Source organism: Hymenobacter amundsenii, assembly GCF_002204745.1.
GTDB lineage: Bacteria > Bacteroidota > Bacteroidia > Cytophagales > Hymenobacteraceae > Hymenobacter > Hymenobacter amundsenii.
Window position 1 is genome coordinate 16,105 of the sequence record NZ_NIRR01000037.1, and the last position, 18,838, is coordinate 34,942.

Annotated in this window: 17 protein-coding genes; 7 read left to right on the forward strand and 10 right to left on the reverse strand. The window is 59.7% G+C overall.

Annotated elements, in window-relative coordinates; genetic code table 11:
- Positions 1-11: 11 nt before the first annotated feature.
- The 6 genes from CDA63_RS16715 to CDA63_RS16740 all read right to left on the reverse strand — a co-directional run bounded on the left by CDA63_RS16715 (position 12) and on the right by CDA63_RS16740 (position 6,496).
- The gene (locus tag CDA63_RS16715) at positions 12-947 is read right to left on the reverse strand and encodes a glycosyltransferase family 2 protein (protein WP_242434717.1); all 936 of its coding nucleotides are present in this window, start codon (positions 945-947) and stop codon (positions 12-14) included.
- A gap of 4 nt (positions 948-951) precedes the next feature.
- Complete coding sequence (locus CDA63_RS16720) at positions 952-1,512, reverse strand: WcaF family extracellular polysaccharide biosynthesis acetyltransferase (protein WP_088465606.1); 561 nt, start codon at positions 1,510-1,512, stop codon at positions 952-954.
- A 71-nt stretch (positions 1,513-1,583) separates the two neighbouring features.
- Positions 1,584-2,783, reverse strand: coding sequence for a glycosyltransferase (locus CDA63_RS16725; protein WP_088465607.1), 1,200 nt, complete (start codon positions 2,781-2,783; stop codon positions 1,584-1,586).
- 161 nt (positions 2,784-2,944) lie between these two features.
- Positions 2,945-3,886, reverse strand: a complete 942-nt coding sequence (locus CDA63_RS16730; RefSeq protein ID WP_088465608.1) for a glycosyltransferase — start codon at positions 3,884-3,886, stop codon at positions 2,945-2,947.
- 64 nt (positions 3,887-3,950) lie between these two features.
- Positions 3,951-5,105, reverse strand: coding sequence for a glycosyltransferase (locus CDA63_RS16735; RefSeq protein ID WP_088465609.1), 1,155 nt, complete (start codon positions 5,103-5,105; stop codon positions 3,951-3,953).
- A gap of 188 nt (positions 5,106-5,293) precedes the next feature.
- A complete protein-coding gene (locus CDA63_RS16740) occupies positions 5,294-6,496 on the reverse strand; it encodes a THUMP domain-containing class I SAM-dependent RNA methyltransferase (protein ID WP_088465610.1) in 1,203 nt (400 codons plus the stop codon).
- A 146-nt stretch (positions 6,497-6,642) separates the two neighbouring features.
- On the opposite strand from CDA63_RS16740, the gene CDA63_RS16745 reads away from it, so the two are divergent.
- The 6 genes from CDA63_RS16745 (at position 6,643) to CDA63_RS16770 (ending at position 12,324) form a co-directional block, all read left to right on the forward strand.
- Positions 6,643-7,059 (forward strand): hypothetical protein, encoded by a 417-nt coding sequence (locus CDA63_RS16745; RefSeq protein ID WP_088465611.1) that lies wholly within the window; start codon positions 6,643-6,645, stop codon positions 7,057-7,059.
- 160 nt (positions 7,060-7,219) lie between these two features.
- The gene (locus CDA63_RS16750; RefSeq protein WP_088465612.1) at positions 7,220-7,624 is read left to right on the forward strand and encodes a hypothetical protein; all 405 of its coding nucleotides are present in this window, start codon (positions 7,220-7,222) and stop codon (positions 7,622-7,624) included.
- A 210-nt stretch (positions 7,625-7,834) separates the two neighbouring features.
- The gene (locus CDA63_RS16755; protein WP_242434718.1) at positions 7,835-8,956 is read left to right on the forward strand and encodes a Gfo/Idh/MocA family protein; all 1,122 of its coding nucleotides are present in this window, start codon (positions 7,835-7,837) and stop codon (positions 8,954-8,956) included.
- Between the two features lie 70 nt (positions 8,957-9,026).
- Positions 9,027-9,443 (forward strand): DUF1810 domain-containing protein, encoded by a 417-nt coding sequence (locus CDA63_RS16760; protein ID WP_088465614.1) that lies wholly within the window; start codon positions 9,027-9,029, stop codon positions 9,441-9,443.
- 139 nt (positions 9,444-9,582) lie between these two features.
- Positions 9,583-10,608 (forward strand): hypothetical protein, encoded by a 1,026-nt coding sequence (locus CDA63_RS16765; RefSeq protein ID WP_088465615.1) that lies wholly within the window; start codon positions 9,583-9,585, stop codon positions 10,606-10,608.
- Between the two features lie 318 nt (positions 10,609-10,926).
- The gene (locus tag CDA63_RS16770; protein WP_088465616.1) at positions 10,927-12,324 is read left to right on the forward strand and encodes a sugar MFS transporter; all 1,398 of its coding nucleotides are present in this window, start codon (positions 10,927-10,929) and stop codon (positions 12,322-12,324) included.
- A 180-nt stretch (positions 12,325-12,504) separates the two neighbouring features.
- Here CDA63_RS16770 and CDA63_RS16775 read toward each other — a convergent pair whose 3' ends face one another.
- Positions 12,505-13,314 carry a DUF547 domain-containing protein gene (locus CDA63_RS16775; protein WP_088465617.1) on the reverse strand — a complete coding sequence of 270 codons (810 nt, stop codon included), beginning with the start codon at positions 13,312-13,314 and terminating at the stop codon, positions 12,505-12,507.
- A 209-nt stretch (positions 13,315-13,523) separates the two neighbouring features.
- Between CDA63_RS16775 and murB the strand changes: the two genes are divergently transcribed.
- Positions 13,524-14,552 (forward strand): UDP-N-acetylmuramate dehydrogenase, encoded by a 1,029-nt coding sequence (gene murB, locus CDA63_RS16780; protein WP_088465618.1) that lies wholly within the window; start codon positions 13,524-13,526, stop codon positions 14,550-14,552.
- 137 nt (positions 14,553-14,689) lie between these two features.
- On the opposite strand, the gene rlmF is transcribed toward murB, so the two are convergent.
- The 3 genes from rlmF to CDA63_RS16795 all read right to left on the reverse strand — a co-directional run.
- Positions 14,690-15,619, reverse strand: a complete 930-nt coding sequence (gene rlmF, locus CDA63_RS16785) for a 23S rRNA (adenine(1618)-N(6))-methyltransferase RlmF (RefSeq protein ID WP_165768355.1) — start codon at positions 15,617-15,619, stop codon at positions 14,690-14,692.
- Between the two features lie 189 nt (positions 15,620-15,808).
- On the reverse strand, positions 15,809-18,232 hold the full coding sequence (locus tag CDA63_RS16790) for an endonuclease MutS2 (protein WP_088465619.1): 2,424 nt from the start codon (positions 18,230-18,232) through the stop codon (positions 15,809-15,811).
- A gap of 209 nt (positions 18,233-18,441) precedes the next feature.
- The coding region (locus CDA63_RS16795) for a DUF4136 domain-containing protein (RefSeq protein ID WP_133074289.1) at positions 18,442-18,838 on the reverse strand (397 nt) is incomplete at its 5' end.

Here is an 18,838-nt window from a genome sequence, read left to right on the forward strand (position 1 = left end):
CCGGGCGGGACCTACGCTGGCCCACCAGTGGAGTGAGGAGGCGACGCTGCTCGAAGGCCGATTTCGCGCATTTTGATCTGAATCAGGAACTCGTAGTAGGCCATATTGGTGCAGTAAATAAAGCCCGGTATGCCTTCCAGAAAACCGCCACTCGCCACGTAGGTCTGCACGAAGCGCAGCAGAGGCCAGCCCGGCAGCCGGCTCAGCCACGACTTCAGGGCCGGGTTTCGGCGGCTGGCGTGGGCGCTAAGCACGTCGCGCAGGGGCGGGCGCTGGTGCAGGCGGGCGGCGGCCTCAAGGCTCGAATATCGGTTGTGGCGGGCCAGCCAGTGCGTCCAGCCCTTTGAGAAGCCAAAGTGCAGGTAAGGTTCGGGCAGGTAGTCGATGCGGCCCTGCACCTCCCCCTCCTTCTGGCCGTGGCCAAAATCGGTGAAGCGGGCCCTAGACCGGCGCAGGAGCCGGAATTGCCACTTCGGAAAATTGTCGCAGCGCCGGAGCCAGCGGCCTTCAAGCATCATTTTCCAGCAGCAGTAATAGCCGGCCACCTCTGCCGGGGCCGTCGCCACGGCGGTGCGCACGGCCCGCGCGAAGGCGGGCGTAGCTACCTCATCGGCGTCGAGAAACAGCACCCACTCGTGGCGGAGCGCCAGCTCATCGAGGGCAAAGTTACGCTGCTGGCCGAAGCTAACGAACGGGTTGAGCCAGACCCGCGCGCCGTGGGCCCGGGCAATAGCCTCGGTCTGGTCGGTGCTGCCCGAGTCGAGCACGTGCACGTCGTCGGACCAGCCAACGGCGGCCAGGCAGGCGGGCAGGTCGGCCTGTTCGTTGTGGGTGAGGATGATAATGGATACCGGCGCCCGCTCGCTTAGCCACGGGGCAGGCGCGGCCAACGGGACCAAGTCGGTGGCCAAGCTTGGGCTAGTCGTCATCAGCGGGGGAATAAGCATGCCCTCAGAAGCAATTACGAGGCTTGAGGGGAATGCAGGGGTGGCCGGCGCACACCATCCAGGCGGGCATATCTTTGCCTACCACTGCCCGGGCCCCAATCACGCAGCCCTCGCCAATCGTTACGCCCGGATGCACGAAGGCTTCGGTCGCCACCCAGGCATGGTCGCCGATAGTAATCGGCCGGATGATGAGCGGGAAGCCGGGCTCGTTGTAGTCGTGGGAGCCTGTAACCAAGTGGGCACCCTGCGAAACGACAGCCCGGCGCCCGACCGTAATGCGGCCCATGCTGTAGAGGATGGCATCGTTGGCGATGCCGCACTCGTCGCCGAGCGTCAGGTTCCAGGGAGCCCAGATACGAACCTTCGGGTACACGTGCACCCCCTGCCCCACCGTAGCGCCGAAACAGCGCAGAATCCAGGCCCGCCAAGCGTGCATCGGCCGGGGCGAGAACCGGAACAGCAGCAGCGAAAACACCCCCCATACCACCCGCCTCAGACGGTTAGCGAGCGAAAAAGAAGCGCCGGTAAACGTGTCTTGGTTGTAGGCCGAAAATAGTGTAGACATGGATGGAGGGTATAAGAATGAAAGAAAAGGCAGCTGGCTGGTGAAGATTGGTTGCCAGACTACCTCGGCACTCACACTTCGAGCGCGGCTAGTAATTGGACTGTCGCGGGGCCGAGGGCAAATTGCTGCTCAAATGAGTGGCGGGCCTGCTCACCGGCCAGTTGCTGCTCGGCTTTCGGCAAGTCCAGCCACTGGCTCAGGGCTGAGCGGGTTCCCTCCGTCGTGTCGGCCGCGACCAGGGCACCGCCCCCCGCCACCACTTCGCGCCAGATATTGATCTGCTCGGTGATGAGCACCGGACGGCGGCAGGCCAGGGCCTCCACCACGGCAATACCGAAGTTTTCCTGGTGGCTGGGCAGCACAAACAGGTCGGTACCGTAATAGGCCCCCCATTTGGCATCGTGCGTAAGCATGCCCGGAAAAAATATTGCCGTCCTCAGGGCCGGATTAGCAAACGCCAGCTGCTGCACCAACTGCCCATAGGGCGTGTTGAGGCCCGGCCCGGCCACAACCAGCTTGGGCAGGGCAGCGACGGCGGCCGGCGTAGCCCCCCCGGCCAGTCCGGCATAAGCCTGCACCAGTAGGTCTACTCCCTTCTTTTCGTGCAGACGGCCCAAAAAAAGCAGGTACGGGGCGTCGCCCAGGCCCGAACAATGGGCGCGGAACGCCTCCCGCATGGCCGGGCGATACGCCGGCGGCTCTTCTACACCCAGGCCCACCACCGCCTCGTGGCGGGGGGCGTAGGGGCGGTACGATTCCCAGGCCATCAGCCGCTCGGTTTCGCAGGTGAACAATACCGCATCGGCCTGCTCAATCAGGCGCTTTTCCAGGTGCCAGTACAGCGTGTTGCGCCAAACCTTCCAGCCCCGGCCCGGTGCCGTTTGCAGGTAGGAGTCGAGCATGCCGTGGGGCATTACGTACAGCTGCGGGCCCTGGCCGGCCCGCCGGCGCTGGCGAAGCCGACGGAAAGCCACCTGCACGGCATAGCCCGAATACAGCCACAGCCCGTGCACGATTACTTTATCAAAGCGCTCCAGGTTCTCAGTCAGCCACGGGGCCAGTCGGGGGTGGTACTGCCAATGTCCCCGGGCCAGCCCGAGGGCGTTCACCACAAAGTCATCGGTGGCCAGAAAAGCACTATTTGGCTCATCGAGGCTCACCACTTCATTATACACCCCCACCTCGGCCAGACCGGCAATGATAGTGCGTACGGCCTGGCAAACACCACCCTTTACCGGGTCCATATCGGCAATAACGTGCAGTACTTTCATGGCTGGCAATTAGGGGGTTAATTGTCGATTAACACAAGGAAGCAGGAAAGTACAGAGGCAGTGACCGTAATATACCTCATTCAATACTTTTTATAAATATAGCCATTAGCTTTAAAAAGTCCAGTTTTTTAATAATATTATTTAACATATATCATTTGGTATTATTTTACCGCTATTCTCTTGATCTTCAGTAGTAGGTGCAGGGGAGCTAACACGGCTGAAACGGCCAGTTGCCACCCGAATCGCCAGCGCCGACCCGACATGAGGTCGATGCCCGCGTTACGGAAGAACAGCTGGGCGTAGTTATAGCGCTTGCGGTTGAGCTTCGTATACCAGGGCTGGGCGTTGCGAACGGCCATAAAGCTGTCGAAGGTGACTTCGGGCCGGCCGGCCTGCCGGTGGTCGAGGTTTGCCATCACGTAGCCGATGGTGTCGTAGGTGCGCAGGGGCTGGCGCATGGTGATGGCAGTAGCGTGCAACCGGTATTCCATCAGGATTTCGGGCACAATGACGAGGGTATAACCTTGATCAACTAAGCGGTTGAAGTATTCGAAGTCGTCGCTGGGCCAGAAGCGAGAGTCTAGCCCACCGCTTTGCTCGAACACGCAGCGGCGCATAAATAGGCCGGTCATGGCACACTGCACATACTGTCCCCGGGCTCGGGCCCGGGGACCATCGGTGGGGTCGAGCAGGCCGGGGTAACGCTGCTTACTCAGGCGTCGACCGTCCTTGTTGATGTAGTAGGAGTGGCAGCTGCTCGCATCTACTTCGGGATGGGTCTGGTGGTAGGCCAGCTGCCGGCGCAGGCGTTCAGGCAGCATCAGGTCGTCGGCGTCGAGTAGAGCACACCACTCACCCTGGGCCAGTGCTACGAGCTCATTGATGACCGCAGCGTGCCCGGCATTAGGCCCGTAGCTGGCCCGGATGCGCGCATCGCGGGCAGCGTAGCGGCGGATAATAGCAGCCGACTGGTCGGTGGAGCCATCGTCGTGGATGAGTAGCTCAAAATCGGGGTAATCTTGAGCCAGTACACTGTCCAGGGTCTGGGCTAGGTAAAGCTCTTGGTTGTACACCGGCAAAATGACAGAGACGAGTGGGGGCATAGCGAAAGTGGTTTTACAGGTAGATAACTCAGCAGCTGGTCTGAGGCTTGTCGGCCGGTAAAGCTTAGACCAACTGCTGATAAATAGCTTCAATACGGTCGAGGGCAGTAGTCGGGTCGAAGCGGCGCGCGTTTTCCCGGCCTTGGGCCAGCACCCGGGCCCGGGCGGGGCCGGCCAGCTCTACCACGGCCGCCACCTGCTGGGCGGCCGCCGCAGCCCAGCTTTCGAGCGGCTCGTCGGCCGCCAGTCGGGGCAGGTAGAAAGCGGCCGTGCCACCCACCTCGCGCATGGGGTCGGCCCCGGTCGTGATAACCGGGCAACCGGCCGCCATGGCTTCGGCAATGGGCCAGCCAAAGCCCTCGGCCAACGATGGAAACAGCAGCACCGAAGCGCCCGCGTACGCCTGGCGGACTACCTCGTCGGGCAGCCCGGGCAGAAAATGCACCTCGGCTCCGTAAGGTGAGGCGGCCCGCTGCTGCCCCAGCGCGGCCGAAGGCGCCTCGCCAATAAGCAGCAACGGCTGGCGGAACGGGCTGATGCGGCGCCAGGCAAAGTACAGGGCCAATACGCCCGCCCGGTTCTTATACCACTGGTTGCCGCCCACGTGCAGCAAATACCCCTGCCCCAGGTTCAGCCCCGTTTGCCGGCCGAGTGAGGCACGGGCGGCATCGGCTTCGATTACTTCGAACTTCTGGTTGAGTCCGTTATAGACCATACCCGAGAAATGGGGCGCGGTCGGCAGGAACCGGTGCAAATCCTGGCGGGTATGCTCCGAAACTGATATAAAGTTGCGGGCCTGGGCGTAGCCGCGCCGGATGTAGGCCAGGTACTGCCGGCCCGGCCAGGCAGTACGGTTTTCGGCAACCTCGCCCAGAGCCGAGCGCTGGGCCAGAAAATCGTGGCAGTGCACTACGTGGGGCCGGTGCGCCACCAGCGGCACCCAGGGCCCCAGGGCCTGGTCGGTGAACACGAACAGGCTATCGGCGGGGCAGGTGCGGAGCAGGCGGCGCACCCGCAACGGAAACATCAGGTACTGATCGAGGTAACTGAGCCATTTGCGGGCCACCCCAGGGGCTGGCAGCCGCATAAAATGCGGCTGCGGCGTCCATATCTCCACGGTGTGCCCCCGCTGCTGCATCCCTTCGGCCAGCATGCGCGCAAACCGGGGCATGCTCTGGTGGCTGAGGAAGTTTGGGTGGGTAAAAAGGACGACGTGCATACGAGGATGGTATAGACGAATCCGGGGGCGGACCAACTAAGCATCCCAAACATAATTTATTTTATATAATACTTCATTAAGTCAATGCCATTTTTTAATCCAAACTACCTGGCCCTACTTCGCAGGCTGTTTTTCAACCTGGTTTCGAACTCAGTAGCGAAGCAGGCTCTGAAGCGTGGCCTGCACATTTACTCGCCTCCTTCCTCGCCTTCCTTCACCACCTTGCGGGTACCCCGGTACAACTCATACTTCAGCAGGCGGCAATCAATTGGGCCATTATAAAGCGGGATGCGGCGGCTGGCTTTGAGGCCGACGCGCTTGGCGGCCTCCAGGTTGCCGGTGAACAGGTAGGCATCGTAGCCCTGGAAGTTGGTTTTGAGCGTGTCGCCGATGGTTTTGTAGAGGTCGTCCATCTCGGTTTCCTCCCCGATCCGCTCCCCGTAGGGCGGGTTCGTGAGCACGATACCGGGCGCTGCACGGGGGGGCGCAACGGCGTCCTTCACGTCGCGCACGCCGAGGCGGATGAAGTCTTCGAGGTCAGCGGCGGCCACATTCTCGCGGGCCAACTCAATGAAGTCCCGGCTCAGATCGGAGCCGCCGATGTAGCACTGGGGCTCCTCCAGCCGCATTTGTCGCGCATCCATTTGCACGGTTTCCCAGAGCACAGCGTCGAAATCGGCCCAGTGCTCAAACCCGAACTTGCCCTGGTGGTAAAGGCCCGGGGCGATGCGCTGGGCGATGAGGGCGGCCTCGGTGAGGATGGTGCCCGAGCCGCACATGGGGTCGACGAGGGTGGTTTTGCCGTCCCAGCCGGCTAGCAGCAGCAGGCCGGCAGCCAGGGCCTCATTGAGCGGGGCCACGTTGGTTTGCTGGCGGTAACCGCGCTTGTGCAACGACTCGCCCGAGGCGTCGAGGCTCAGCACTACCTCATTCTCCAGCATGTGCAGGTGCAGGCGGATGTCGGGGTTTTTCACATCGACGCTGGGCCGCTCGCCGGTGCGGTTACGGAACTGGTCGACGATGGCATCTTTGGTAAGCTGGGCCACGAACAGCGAGTGGTCGAAGCTCGACTTGTTGACGACGGCCGTGATGGCGAACGTCTGGTCCTGGCGCAGGTACTTGGTCCAGTCGATTCGGCCCACTTCGCGATAGAGGGCTTTTTCGTCGGGGGCCGAGAAGCCGGCGAAAGGCCGCAGGATGCGGACTGCCGTGCGGCACCACAAGCAGGCTTCGTAGAGCAGCTGCTGGTTGCCGCTGAACTCAATGGCCCGCTGGCCTACCTTCTCGATTTTCGCGCCCAGCTCGCGCAGCTCCTGGGCCAGCACTTCTTCGAGCCCGAACTGGGTGGTGGCGGTCATGTAAAACGGTTCGGCGCGGCGGTTGGTGGACATAAGGTAGAGTCAGGTGAAGCCGCAAAGGTCGGGAATCTGGGCCAAGCATGTATCTTGGAGCGGCAGATGCGCCCCGAGTAGCGGGTATCTGGATAATAGCGGTAAGTTTAACGAACGACATTAATCGAACATTTTAAACCAAGAATATGACAGAAGAAAACAATTTAACAATGACAGAATTTAACCAAGACAATGCTTTTGAGATTTATTCAAAAAAAGCTATTTGGGGGTTTTCAATATTTTTCGCCCCAATTTTTGGTGGAGTATCATTGCGACAAAACTTAATTGACGACAACAGAAAAAAAGAAGCGAATATTGTCTTACTTGTTTCAATAGTATTCACAGTATTGACAATCCTCATAGTGAACAGCGTAGAGAGCAAGACAAATTCATTGACATATTTATTAAATATGGGCTGGGGAGCAATTTTATCAGAATATTTCTTCAAAAAATATTTCCCTAATGATAATCACGAATACAAAAATATTTGGAAAGCTCTATTAATCTCAATAGCCATCATAATTCCATTTATATTGGCAATTATTTATACAGCGACAGAATAAACCTAACGCTAACAGTGGTTTGACAGAAATGGTGATTCGGTGCTCTGCAAACATTTTTATAGTTAATTAAAGTTTGACCAACCGCATCAACATTTGCGGTGAAAATCGCCACCTTCGCCAAGCGCTAAAACGTTAGACACCATGACAAGCAAGTAATTTCATGAACCAAAAAGAATTCACGAATTACGTTGTACCAAAACTGCTGGCTCACTTTCCTTTCCTTAACGAGAGAGTTGATTACAGTGAAGACGGTGCTTGTAAGATCGAATATCCAAGCAAGAAGGGAAAGTTAAAATTGTTGATAAGCACAGGAAATAGAGAAATTACTATTGGATTTGCTGCGAGAAATGGACTATTTGACTGGCACGTTCATATGGATATGTTAGGCGCTCAAACAGAAGAGCAAATGGCAACAACAGCTATTGATTTGATACAAGAAATAACGTATGATGAAAAGGTTATTTGTTTTTCAAACGATGAGGGCTATTACATTCCTTGGTTCGATGAAAATACAGAGGATATCAGGAGCGAAGACCACACTATTACATATTGGAGTATGCTATAAACTACGAACGCCTAACAATGTGTTTATAAAGTCGTGGCTGGATGTTAAGCATTTTACTTTAAATCACCATTTTGCTTATATAGTTAGTTGAAGCTGGCGTTTTTCGTGCACCAAAACTTTATAAACACTGTAACGTCGTCGTAAAAAATCAAGTCCGAACACAGCAAAGTTCTTTATCAACACACAACAATCTACATATCCGCCTTGAAAATGACTTCCCGACGTTCCTTCGTAAAAAATCTAAGCCTCGGGCTTGGTTCGGCTACCGTGCTACCGGCGCTTACATCTTTTCAGCTTAGCCCCACCAGGAAAAACCCGGCGTACTCTGGCAAAAAGCTGAACGTGGCGCTTTGTGGCCTGGGCCGCTACGCAAATATTCTGGCCAAGGGCCTGGCGGAGTCTGAATACTGCACACTGGCGGGAATAATTACGGGCACACCTGAAAAAGCCGCCGCCTGGAAAGCGAAATATAATATCCCCGATAAGAATATTTACAACTACGAAAACTTCGACAAGATTGCCCGCAATAAGGATATCGATTTGGTGTACGTGGTGCTGCCAAACGGGCTGCACAAAGAATACACGCTGCGAGCGGCTAAAGCGGGCAAGCACGTTATTGTGGAGAAGCCGATGGCTTTTACGGTAGCCGATTGCCAGGAAATGATTGACGCCTGCCGGAAGGCGGGCGTGCAGCTGGCCGTTGGCTACCGGCTGCACTACGAGCCCCACCACTTGGAAATCAAGCGGCTCGGGCAGGAAAAGGTATTCGGGCCAGTCCGGCTGATAGAGGCGTCGCTGGGCTACAACCTGGCTGGTACGCCGCCCGACGACTGGCACCTGAAAAAAGCGCTGGCCGGCGGCGGCCCACTGATGAACCTGGGCGTGTACTGCATCCAGAGCAACCGCTACGTGCTGGGCGAGGAGCCCACGGCCGTCACGGCCCAGTTCGGCCCCGTTACCATGCCCGAGCTGTTCACCGAAGTGGAAGAGAACATCAGCTGGCAGCTCCAGTTTCCAAGCGGCGCCATCGGCACGTCCACCACCACGTCTAACTGCAACATCGACCGGTTCTACGCGGCGGCCGACCACGGCTTCTTCGAGCTGAGTCCGGGCCTCAGCTATGGCCCGTTTAAAGGCCGTACGAGCGAAAAGGCCTTCAACTTTCCCGTCATCAATCAGCAGGCGGCCCAGCTAGATGGCATCGGCCAACTCATTCTGCAGGGCCAGGCCCTGCCCAGCCATATTTCGGGCGAAGAAGGCCTGAAGGATATTCGCGTGGTGGAAGGGATTTATGAGGCTGCCAGAACTGGAAAAAGGGTGGCGTTGAGTTGATGCGCGCAGGCCTCCCGACTGATGGCTGCGCCGTTGCCAAAACCGATACCGCGTAAACCCAACTTACCTTATGCCCGACCTCCAACGCTTCCTCGACGCACAGCAGGCCACCTACCCCACGGCCCTGGCAGAAATCCAAAGTGGCCGCAAGCGCAGCCACTGGATGTGGTTTATCTTCCCGCAGCTGCGGGGCCTGGGTCTGAGCGAAACGGCCCGGTTTTACGGCATCGAGGGTGCGGCCGAAGCGGCGGTTTACATGGCCCATCCGGTGCTGAGCCAACGGCTGGTCGAAATATGCGAGGCCTTGCTGCAACTGGCTTCAGCCGACGCCACCCGCATCTTCGGCAGCCCCGACGATATAAAACTGCGCTCCTCGATGACGCTGTTCCAGGCCGTGCCGGGTGCGCCGGGGGTGTTTGGACGAGTGCTGGATAGGTTCTACGGCGGCCAGCGCGACGCCAAGACGCTGGCGCTGTTGAGCAAGTAGGTCTAGAAATAGCGCGCGCCAGCTAAGCGGCGGCAGCCGGGCAGAATTGTCGGGTAGATGTCGTTCTTGCACACCTGAAAGCGGCGCGACACTTTGCGCTGGCTGCCTGCCGCTTCCTCCCTTCCTTACCCCGCAAAACATGCCTCGGCCCGGTTTTCTGCTCGACCCCAGCAAGAACTCGTTGTTCTATCTGGTACTTTTTATGACGTTTATCGTGGTGGGGCTCACGGCCAGCGAGGCGCTGAGCGGGCGCTACTCCATCATCGGCAGCGTGGCCTCGTTTCTGGGGCTGTTTGTTGCTTTCCAGAGCTGGAAGGCGGCCGACGATGCGTCGCGCAACACCGACAAAGCCCTGACCCAAATGCACCAGCTGGCCGAGGAAACCCGCCAGCTGGTGGAGCGCAGCACTACTGTGGAGGAGCAGATTAAGGCTGCCGTCGTTACCATCAGCGACGCCACGCGGGAGCTGTACCGCGGCTTCCAGCCCATTCTGCTGGCCATTCGTGACTTTCTGGAGGAATCGGAAGACAGCGAGTATATGGCCCTGATGACCGACTCGGCCGCCATCGGGACCTTCTATGCCCGCCACCACCGCCCCGAGCTCAACCAGCGCGAAATGCGCGCCCTCACCAACCAGATTCATGACCTGCTGCTGGTGCGGGCCCGCGACGCCCGCGAGTTTTACCTGGCCACGCTGGCCGCCGATACCCCGGCCGACAGCCAACCGCCGACCCTCGACCAGTACGGCCGCCTCCACCACTTTGTGCAGGGAGTCTGGCAGCAGTTTCACCCCGAAGCGCCGGTGTCGGGCGAGGTGTGGGAGGAGCATCGCGAGGAACACCTGGCCACGCTGCGCCAGATAGAAGAGACGTTTCAGACGCTTTCGGCGCACCCCCAGCAGCGGGCCGCCGGCCTCGGGCCGCACCAGCAGGTGCCAGTGCTGCCGCTGCAGCTTTTCCTGCGCTTCGATGCCGAAGCCCACGAGCCGCTGCGGGCGCTGGTGGTGTTTTTGGGCCAGTACAACCTCGATAGAGTAGCCGACGCCCGCGCCATGCAAACCACCGACCCCGAATTGGTGCGTGCCTTCATCAGCATGTTCGAAAGCCTCACTAGCCTCGACGATAACACCGCCTACCAGCAGCTTCGCAAGGAGTTCCCGTTGTAATGCAGGTAAGGATGTGGGAAGATTTGGAGGTAAGAAGTACGTCATGCTTCATCTGGCGTCCGCGAAGCCGCAGGTATAGTCGAAGCATCTCTACCGCAACCCTAATCTCTCCATCGGCTACCGGCAACAGCTCCATAGCCGCAGGTTCAGACTCTGGACTGGTGAACCTTACAACAAAGCGGTAGAGATGCTTCTGCTCTGCGGACGCCAGATGAGGCACGACTGTCGCCGCCTGAGCAGGCTCGGTCTGCGAGTTGTTTCGGCTGGGTCGTGGCAACCGCCTATCTTTAACGTCGCACATTCCTCCTGATTTCCCACATGGCCGCTCCACTCGCCTCTTCTCCTGCCACCGCCGCCGCCCCGGCCGCCGCCCGCTCCTACGTGGGCCCAATGGTGCTCATGACGACTCTGTTCTTCCTGTTCGGGGCCGTCACCAACTTCAACGACGTGCTCATGCCCTACCTCAAGGACGTGTGCCAGCTCACCGATTTCCAGTCTACGGCCGTGCAGTCGGCTTTTTTTGGGGCTTACTTTCTAATGTCGCTGCCGGCGGGGCGGGTACTGGAGAAGCTCGGGTTTCAGCGCGGTATTGTGCTGGGGTTGCTGGTGATGGCGGCGGGGGCCGTACTGTTCGTGCCGGCAGCCAACTCGCGCACGTTCGGGCTGTTTCTGCTGGCGCTGAGCTTCTTGGGGGCCGGCATTACGCTGTTGCAGGTGGCGGCCAACCCCTACGTGAGCGTGCTCGGACCGGCCCGCACCGCCGCCAGCCGGGTGAGCATCGTGGGCGTGGCCAACGGCTTGGGCGGTACCATCTCGCCCCTCATCGGCGGCCTGATTTTGTTCGGGGGCTCCACCGTGCTCAAGGCCCAACTGGCCCAGCTGCCGCTAGAGCAGCGCCTAGCCCAGGAAGCCACGCTGGTCAAGCCGCTCTACGTGGGCTTGGCCGTATTCCTCACGATTCTGGCCGCCCTGTTTTTCTTGGTGCGCCTGCCCGAAATCGAGAGCCTGCCCGCCGATGAGGAAGCCGCCGCCGCCGAAACCGGCCGCCGCTCGGCCCTGAGCTTTCGGCACCTGAAGCTGGGCGTAGTGGCCATTTTCGTGTACGTGGGCGTGGAAGTGGGCATCGGCTCGTTCATCATCCGCTACGGCGAGGCTCAGAATATTGCCCAGCTCAGCAGCTTCACCCAGGAGTTGGTTCGCATCCTGAGCCAGGCCACCAACTGGGCCGCGGCCCTGTTCGGCAACGCGCCCGACGCCATCGATACCACGGCCGGCTTTACCAAGGCCGTGGGCGCGGTGCTGGTGGCTTCCTACTGGTTTGGCGTGATGGTGGGCCGCATTATTGGGATTCCGCTGCTCAGCCGCTTCGATGCCCGCAAGCTGCTGGCAGGCGTGTGCGCCGCCGGGGTGGCGCTCGTGGTACTATCCATCTTCAGCCAGGGCGAAACGGCTTTGTGGCTGGTGGTGCTTTGCGGCTTGTGCAACGCCATCATCTGGCCGGTGGTGTTCCCGCTGGCTATTACGGGCCTGGGGCGCTTCACCAAGCAGGGCTCGTCGTACCTGATTATGGCCATCGTGGGCGGGGCCATTATCCCGCCCCTTATGGGCCTGATATCCACCCACGGCGGCGGCCTGCGCATCGCCTTCATCCTACCCGCCCTCTGCTACGCCTACCTGCTGTTCTACGCCCTGAACGGCTACCGGGTAGCTAAATGAGTTGTTAGCTGTTAGCTGAAAAAACGTCATCTCCAACAAAGCGAAGGACCTGGCCCCGCGAAACGAATCGTTGTTACGATTACCGTTTTCGCGGGGGCCAGGTCCTTCGCTTTGCTTGTACTGGTGGCGAGTTGAACGTCAAACTAATAGCTAAACGCCATCAGCTAATATCTCAAAGACTTACTGCTCATTCAGGCTCCAGTCGTACTCTTTGTAGCTGAGGGTGGCGTTGGGGTCGATTTTCTGCTTGGCGTAGCGGTTGACGGCATCCTGGATGGACGTGCTGCCATTCTTGGCGAAATCCTTGGGATAGAAGCTGTAGATGGCCGAGAGCGTGGGCTTATTGGCAGGCGAGAGGTCGTTCTTTTGGGAGTTGTTGATGAAGTCGCGGCCCTGGTCGGCGAGCTGCTCCTGCACCCGCGTGCCTACATAGGCCTCGTTGCGCAGGCGCGGGCAGCTCATGGCCGCACACACCAGCGCGTAGTGAATGCGGTTGTCGTCGAACTGCTTACGGATGATGCGGTGCTCGATGTCGTTGAGTGTGTAGCGCTTGCCCCCAAGCGGGATAAAATCCTGGTCCCAGACGGTATTGACGAAGATTTTGTCGCCGCCCAGTTCCTTGATGCTCTTCACCGGATACGACCGGATGATGCGCTGGACGGTGAAGGCGTTGTAGGCATTGAGCCAGAAGGCCAGCTTTTCATCGGCCGAAGCCTGTTTGGCCGGCAGGTTGTCGCTAAGCGTTTTGAGGTAGGAGTTGAGCGCAGCGCTGTCCTGGCGTACCCCTTTGTAGTTCACCATGCCCTGGTCGTCGACGTACTTCTTCAGCAGCCCATCCCAGGCCGCGTGGTCGAGGGTGCGGCCTTTGCTGGAGGTAGGATTGAGCGGAATCAGGTAATTGACGTAGCCGCAGCCGGAATAAGCCAGCGTACCGGCGGCCAGCGCGGAAAACAGGGCGAGGCGGGAAAACAAGCGGGAAATGCGCTTCATGAGCAGAGAGTACAGTGAGTGGCCAGCCGGAAGGGCTGGGCTGCCATATACGGTAGTTGCTGGCTGAACAGTTGTTAGGAAACAGAACGTCGGCACGCGAGATTCATCGCGCTGCTCGGAATAACGTTCTTTCATCCCCATCCTCACAACCAGCAACGCCCCAGTACCAACTAGTGTACCTTTGGGACCTCACGTTTCCGCCCGGCCCCATGCACCCTGCTCCCGTCCTCGAACACCACGTTTCCCTCCGCCCCTACAACACATTCGGCCTCGACGTGACGGCCCGGCTGTTTGCCCGCTTCGCCTCGGTGGAGGAGCTGCGGGCGTTGCTGGCGCTGCCCGAAGTGCAGGCTGCCGAAAAGCTCGTGCTGGGCGGCGGCTCCAACCTACTTTTTACGAAGAACTTCGACGGCGTAGTGCTCAAAAACGAAATCAGGGGCCTGGAAATCGTACGCCAGGATGAGGATACGGCCCTCGTGCGGGCTGGGGCTGGCGAAAGCTGGCACGGAATGGTGCAGTACGCCCTCGATCAGGAGCTGAGCGGCATCGAGAACCTCTCGCTGATTCCGGGCACGGTGGGCGCGGCCCCGCTCCAGAACATCGGGGCCTACGGAGCCGAGCTCAAGGACACCTTCGAGCAGCTCGAAGCCTTGGAAACCGCCACCGGGCTGCTGCGCACGTTTTCGGCCCCCGAGTGTGGGTTTGGCTACCGCGAGAGCGTGTTCAAAGGCCCGCTCAAAAATCAGTTCATCGTGACGAGTGTGCTGCTGCGGCTGCACCGGCAGGCCCGCCCCAACATGCGCTACGGCGACATCCAGACCACGCTTCAGGACATGGGTATCGAAGGCGAGCCTACCCCACGCGACATCAGCGAAGCCGTCAGCAGCATCCGCCGCAGCAAGCTCCCCGACCCGGCCCAGATTGGCAACGCGGGTTCGTTTTTCAAGAATCCGGAAATTTCCCAGACCAAGTTCGACGAGCTCAAAAGTCGCTTCGAGGCCCTCCCCGGCTACCCCGTTCCCGGCGGCGTGAAGGTGCCCGCCGGCTGGCTCATCGAGCAATGCGGCTGGAAAGGCCAGCGCCGCGGCCCCCACGGCGTCCACGACCGGCAGGCGCTGGTACTAGTAAACCACGGCGGCGCCCAGGGCCAGGACATCCGCGACTTGGCCTACGAAATCATTGCCTCCGTGCGCGAGAAGTTCGGCATCGAGCTCCACCCCGAGGTGAATATTATGTAGCATTGGTGGCGTCCTGCACAGGACCCTTGCCTGAATGCTTTATTTTCTGACGTAAAAAGGAGTGGCTCCCGAGATTCGGGAGCCACTCCTTTTTACGTCAGAAAATCTTCACCCTTTGCTCCGTTCAGGATGACATGTTAGGCCTTCCAGCGCCGCTGCGCCCACTCCTGGCGCTGTTCGGGCGTCTGGAAGGTCCAGGCCACGATGCGGCTGATTTTCTGGCCCTGCTTCATTTCGATGGTGCGGGTTTCGGGCGAGCCGGCCAGCTTGAGGAAGTGGTAGATGCTGGGTAGCGTTTCCTTTTTGGAGATGAGCGTGCTAAACCACAGTACCCGCTCGCGCACGCCTACGCTTTGGGCCACCATGCGCTTGAGGAAACCTTCTTCGCCGCCCTCGCACCACAGCTCGGTGTTCTGGCCCCCGAAGTTGAGCACCGGCCCACCGGGGGCTTTGGGGTAGCCCAGGTTGCGGCCCTTGCGGCGGCTGCCGGCGGCGGCGTCCTCGGCCGAGGCGTGGAAAGGCGGGTTGCACACCACCAAGTCAAACTCCTCTCGGGGCTTTACAATATCCTCGAACACGAAGGCCTGATGGCTTTGCGCCCGCAGTTCCACCCGATTTGCCAGGGTAGGGTTGGCCGCCACCATGCTTTTAGCCGCTTTCAGGGCCACCGCATCGGTTTCGGAGCCTACGAAGCGCCAGCCGTAGGCCTTGGTGCCGATGATGGGATACACGCAGTTGGCGCCCACCCCGATATCGAGCACGTGCACGGCCTTGTCGGTGGGCACAACGCCCGCGTTGTCGGTGGCCAGTAAGTCGGCGGCGTAGTGCAGGTAGTCGGCACGGCCGGGAATGGGTGGGCAGAGGTAGCCGGCCGGCACGTCCCAGTGCTGCACGTCGTAGTGTTGCAGCAGCAAAGCCTGGTTGAGGGCCTTCACGGCAGCGGGGTTGGCGAAGTCGATGCTATTATCACCGGCCGGATTAGGCACCACGAAAGCGGCCAGCGCGGGGCTGGCAGCCGTGAGTTGGGCGAAATCGTAGCGGCCGTTGTGGGGGTTGCGAGGATGCAAGGCGAAGTTGGTTTTGATGTGAGCAAGCCGTAATTGGCTGCTATTTGGTAAGGTACTGCTTTCGCAGAACGTCATGCTGAGCGGAGCCGAAGCATCTCTACCGTAATGCTAATCCTACTGACTGCAACAAAGCGGTAGAGATGCTTCGGCTCCGCTCAGCATGACGTTCTTATTTCTTATTCTTTCGGCCTATTTCAACACGGCCACGGTTACGCCGTCGCCGCCGCGGTCGGCGTGTTCGTCGGCGACGCTGGCCACTTCGCGGGCGCGGTGCAGGTAGTCGCGGGCAATCTGGCGGAGCACGCCGTTGCCGCGGCCGTGCAGGATCTTGATTTCCGGGATGCCCAGCATGATAGCATCATCGACGTAGCTCTGGATTTTGGTCAGGGCGTCTTCGGCCCGCTCCCCGCGCAGGTCCAGCGTGGGGTTAAAGGTGGCCATGCGGCCGGTGGTATTGAAGCCCGAACCGGCGTACTGAGCCGGAGCCAGGCGGGCCGCCTTCTTCTCCCGCTCCCGAATTTCGGATCGCGTGAGCTTTTCAAGCTGGCCAATCTTGACGATGGTTTTCATGCCGCCAAACGACACCTCGGCGGTTTTGCCCTTTACGCTCATGATTTCCCCATGGCCCTCCTGGCCCATGAGCGCCACTTTATCGCCCACTTTGAGGGTAGCAGCATCGGCCAGCTCGCGGGTAGCGCGGGGCTTGGGCGGCTCAATCTGCAGCTTCTCGCGCACGAACGTGTCGAGCTTGCCCCGGGCTTCCTTGGTACGCTCCTTGTCGGCTTGGCCCAATCGAATTTCCTGAATGGTGGCCTCAATCTGCTGGTTGGTGTCGCGGAGCAACAGTTTAGCCTGTGCCTTGGCCGCACGCAACGTTTCGAGGGTGGTGTCGTCGAGGTACTTCTTGAGGTCCTGGTATTCCTGGGCGGCTTTTTTAAGGCGGCGCTCAGCCTTGGCGGCTTCGGCAGTACGCTGCTCTAGCTCGGTTTTTTCCTTTTCGAGGCCTTCGAGCAACTGGTCGTAACGGATTTTATCCTTGCCCACGAGCTGGGTGGCCCGCTCCACGATTTGGCGGGGCAGACCAATTTTGCGGGCAATTTCGATGGCGAAAGACGAGCCCGGCTTCCCGATTTCGAGGCGGTAAAGGGGCTGGAGTTGGTCGGGGTCGTAGCGCATGGCCCCGTTCACGATGCCGGGCGTGCGCTCGGCATAGTTCTTCAGGTTGGTGTAGTGGGTGGTAATCACGCCGAAAGCGCGGGCGCGGTTGAGCTGCTCCAGCACCGCCTCGGCAATGGCCCCACCCAGGCTGGGCTCGGTGCCGGTACCAAATTCGTCGATCAAAACCAGGCTGCGCTTGCTGGCCAGGGTCACGAACTGCTTCATATTGAGCAGGTGCGACGAGTAGGTACTCAGGTCGTTTTCCAGGCTCTGCTCGTCGCCGATGTCGATGAACACATCATCGAACATCCCGGCCTCCGACTTCTCGCCAGCCGGAATAAGCAGCCCGCATTGCAGCATGTACTGCACCAGCCCCACCGTTTTCATACTCACCGACTTACCCCCGGCGTTGGGCCCCGAAATCAGCAGGATGCGCTGCTCGGCGTTCAGCTCGATATCGAGCGGCACGACTTCGCGGGGGTCGTTTTTGGCGTGGGCCAGGAAGGTGAGGTAGAGCAACGGATGGCGCACCTGCTTCCAGCGCAGCAGGGGCTGCGGGTGCAGAACGGGCAGCGTGGCTTCGAGGCGGCGGGCCAGCTGGGCCTTGGCCCGGATGAAATCGAGCAGGCCCAGGTACTGGTAGGCCTTGCGCAGGTCCGGAATATGGGGGCGCAGCTGGCTTGTAAGCTGGGTGAGAATCCGGATCAGCTCGCGCTGGTAGGCATTGTCGAGGTCCTTGATGTCGTTGTTGAGCTCGAACACGGCGGCGGGCTCGATGTACACCGTCTGGCCCGTGGCCGACTCATCGTGGATCAAGCCCTTCACCCGGCGCTTGTGCTCGGCCACTACCGGCAGCACCAGCCGCCCGCCCCGAATGGTAGGCTCGGCTCCCTCGGGCACCCAACCCTCTTGGCGGGCGTGGCGCAGGATGCTGCCAATCTGCTTGCGCAGCTGCACCTGCCGGCTGATGAGCTCCTGGCGCAGCTGGCGCAGCAGCGGCGAAGCGTCGTCGCGCACGAGGGCCTCATCGTCCACTACTTTGTCAATGGCGGCCAGCAGGTTGCGGTCGACCTGCACGCCGATACCCAGCAGGCGCAGCGTGGGATACAGGTCATCCTCGGCCCGCGAAAAGAACATGAGCGCCTCCCGAATAGTCCGCAAACTCATTTTGAGGGCGTAGAACGCGGCCACGTCGAGGTAGGAACCGGGCAGGCTCGCCCGCACGAGGTACTGGTTGACGTCGTGGTAATGCTGGCTGGGGAAATCGGCCCCGCTGTTGAGGAGCTGGCGGAACTCGTCGGTTTGCAGCAGCAGCTTCTGGAGCGGCTCGGCCTGGGTCTGGAAGGCCATTTTACCCACAAAGTGGCGGCCCAGGCTGCTCAGGCACAACTCATTGAGCATCTCCCGCAGCTGGGAGAAGCCTATTTTCTGCTCGAAATTCTGGGGAAGAATCAAATCTGGTACTTGATAAAAGGTACTTAGTAGCTGGATTGCAACGCGAAGATACGGCAATGGCCCCGACCCGGCGGCTCCGCAGGCCTGGGCATAACAGCCCGATGCGCCAGAAAATTCAGCGGTGAGGGGCGCTGCTGCTACAGCAACGGGCCGGCTTCCACAAGGTGCGGAAACCGGCCCGTAATGAACCCTACTGAGCTGACGCGGCTTTATAGCTTGTCGCCGCGGTACTCATACTTTTGGAAGATGGCACCAACGGCAGAGTATACTTTGTCTTTATTTTTATCGAATACGTTGCCGTCAGTCAGACCTGAGGCGTAACCCTGCCATACTTCCACGCCTTTTTGGCGGTCAATCATCTGCACAATAATACTGCCTTTGTCGAGCTTTACTTCGCCGAAGCGGTTGGCGTCATAAGCGTAAGACTCGGCGGCGCCCCAGTAGCCCGCCCCCAAGTTATCCATCGTCTTCAACTCGGTTGGCTGCTCGAATACCCGGAAGTTTACCAATAGGTCACCTCCAGTAGCCATGTAGTTATAACCCCGCGAAGCCATTTCGTTGGATACGGCGTCGCGCAGCATCGTTTTAAACAGCAAATCGTTAAGG

What these genes read in the sequence shown, in the direction of transcription:
- CDA63_RS16735 (WP_088465609.1), bottom strand. Translation starts at nt 5,105, where the DNA reads ATGCACGTCGTCCTTTTTACCCACCCAAACTTCCTCAGCCACCAGAGC.
- CDA63_RS16740 (WP_088465610.1), bottom strand. Translation starts at nt 6,496, where the DNA reads ATGTCCACCAACCGCCGCGCCGAACCGTTTTACATGACCGCCACCACC.
- murB (WP_088465618.1), top strand. Translation starts at nt 13,524, where the DNA reads ATGCACCCTGCTCCCGTCCTCGAACACCACGTTTCCCTCCGCCCCTAC.
- CDA63_RS16770 (WP_088465616.1), top strand. Translation starts at nt 10,927, where the DNA reads ATGGCCGCTCCACTCGCCTCTTCTCCTGCCACCGCCGCCGCCCCGGCC.
- CDA63_RS16745 (WP_088465611.1), top strand. Translation starts at nt 6,643, where the DNA reads ATGACAGAAGAAAACAATTTAACAATGACAGAATTTAACCAAGACAAT.
- CDA63_RS16755 (WP_242434718.1), top strand. Translation starts at nt 7,835, where the DNA reads ATGACTTCCCGACGTTCCTTCGTAAAAAATCTAAGCCTCGGGCTTGGT.
- CDA63_RS16730 (WP_088465608.1), bottom strand. Translation starts at nt 3,886, where the DNA reads ATGCCCCCACTCGTCTCTGTCATTTTGCCGGTGTACAACCAAGAGCTT.
- CDA63_RS16725 (WP_088465607.1), bottom strand. Translation starts at nt 2,783, where the DNA reads ATGAAAGTACTGCACGTTATTGCCGATATGGACCCGGTAAAGGGTGGT.
- CDA63_RS16775 (WP_088465617.1), bottom strand. Translation starts at nt 13,314, where the DNA reads ATGAAGCGCATTTCCCGCTTGTTTTCCCGCCTCGCCCTGTTTTCCGCG.
- CDA63_RS16760 (WP_088465614.1), top strand. Translation starts at nt 9,027, where the DNA reads ATGCCCGACCTCCAACGCTTCCTCGACGCACAGCAGGCCACCTACCCC.
- CDA63_RS16720 (WP_088465606.1), bottom strand. Translation starts at nt 1,512, where the DNA reads ATGTCTACACTATTTTCGGCCTACAACCAAGACACGTTTACCGGCGCT.
- CDA63_RS16715 (WP_242434717.1), bottom strand. Translation starts at nt 947, where the DNA reads ATGCTTATTCCCCCGCTGATGACGACTAGCCCAAGCTTGGCCACCGAC.
- CDA63_RS16750 (WP_088465612.1), top strand. Translation starts at nt 7,220, where the DNA reads ATGAACCAAAAAGAATTCACGAATTACGTTGTACCAAAACTGCTGGCT.
- CDA63_RS16765 (WP_088465615.1), top strand. Translation starts at nt 9,583, where the DNA reads ATGCCTCGGCCCGGTTTTCTGCTCGACCCCAGCAAGAACTCGTTGTTC.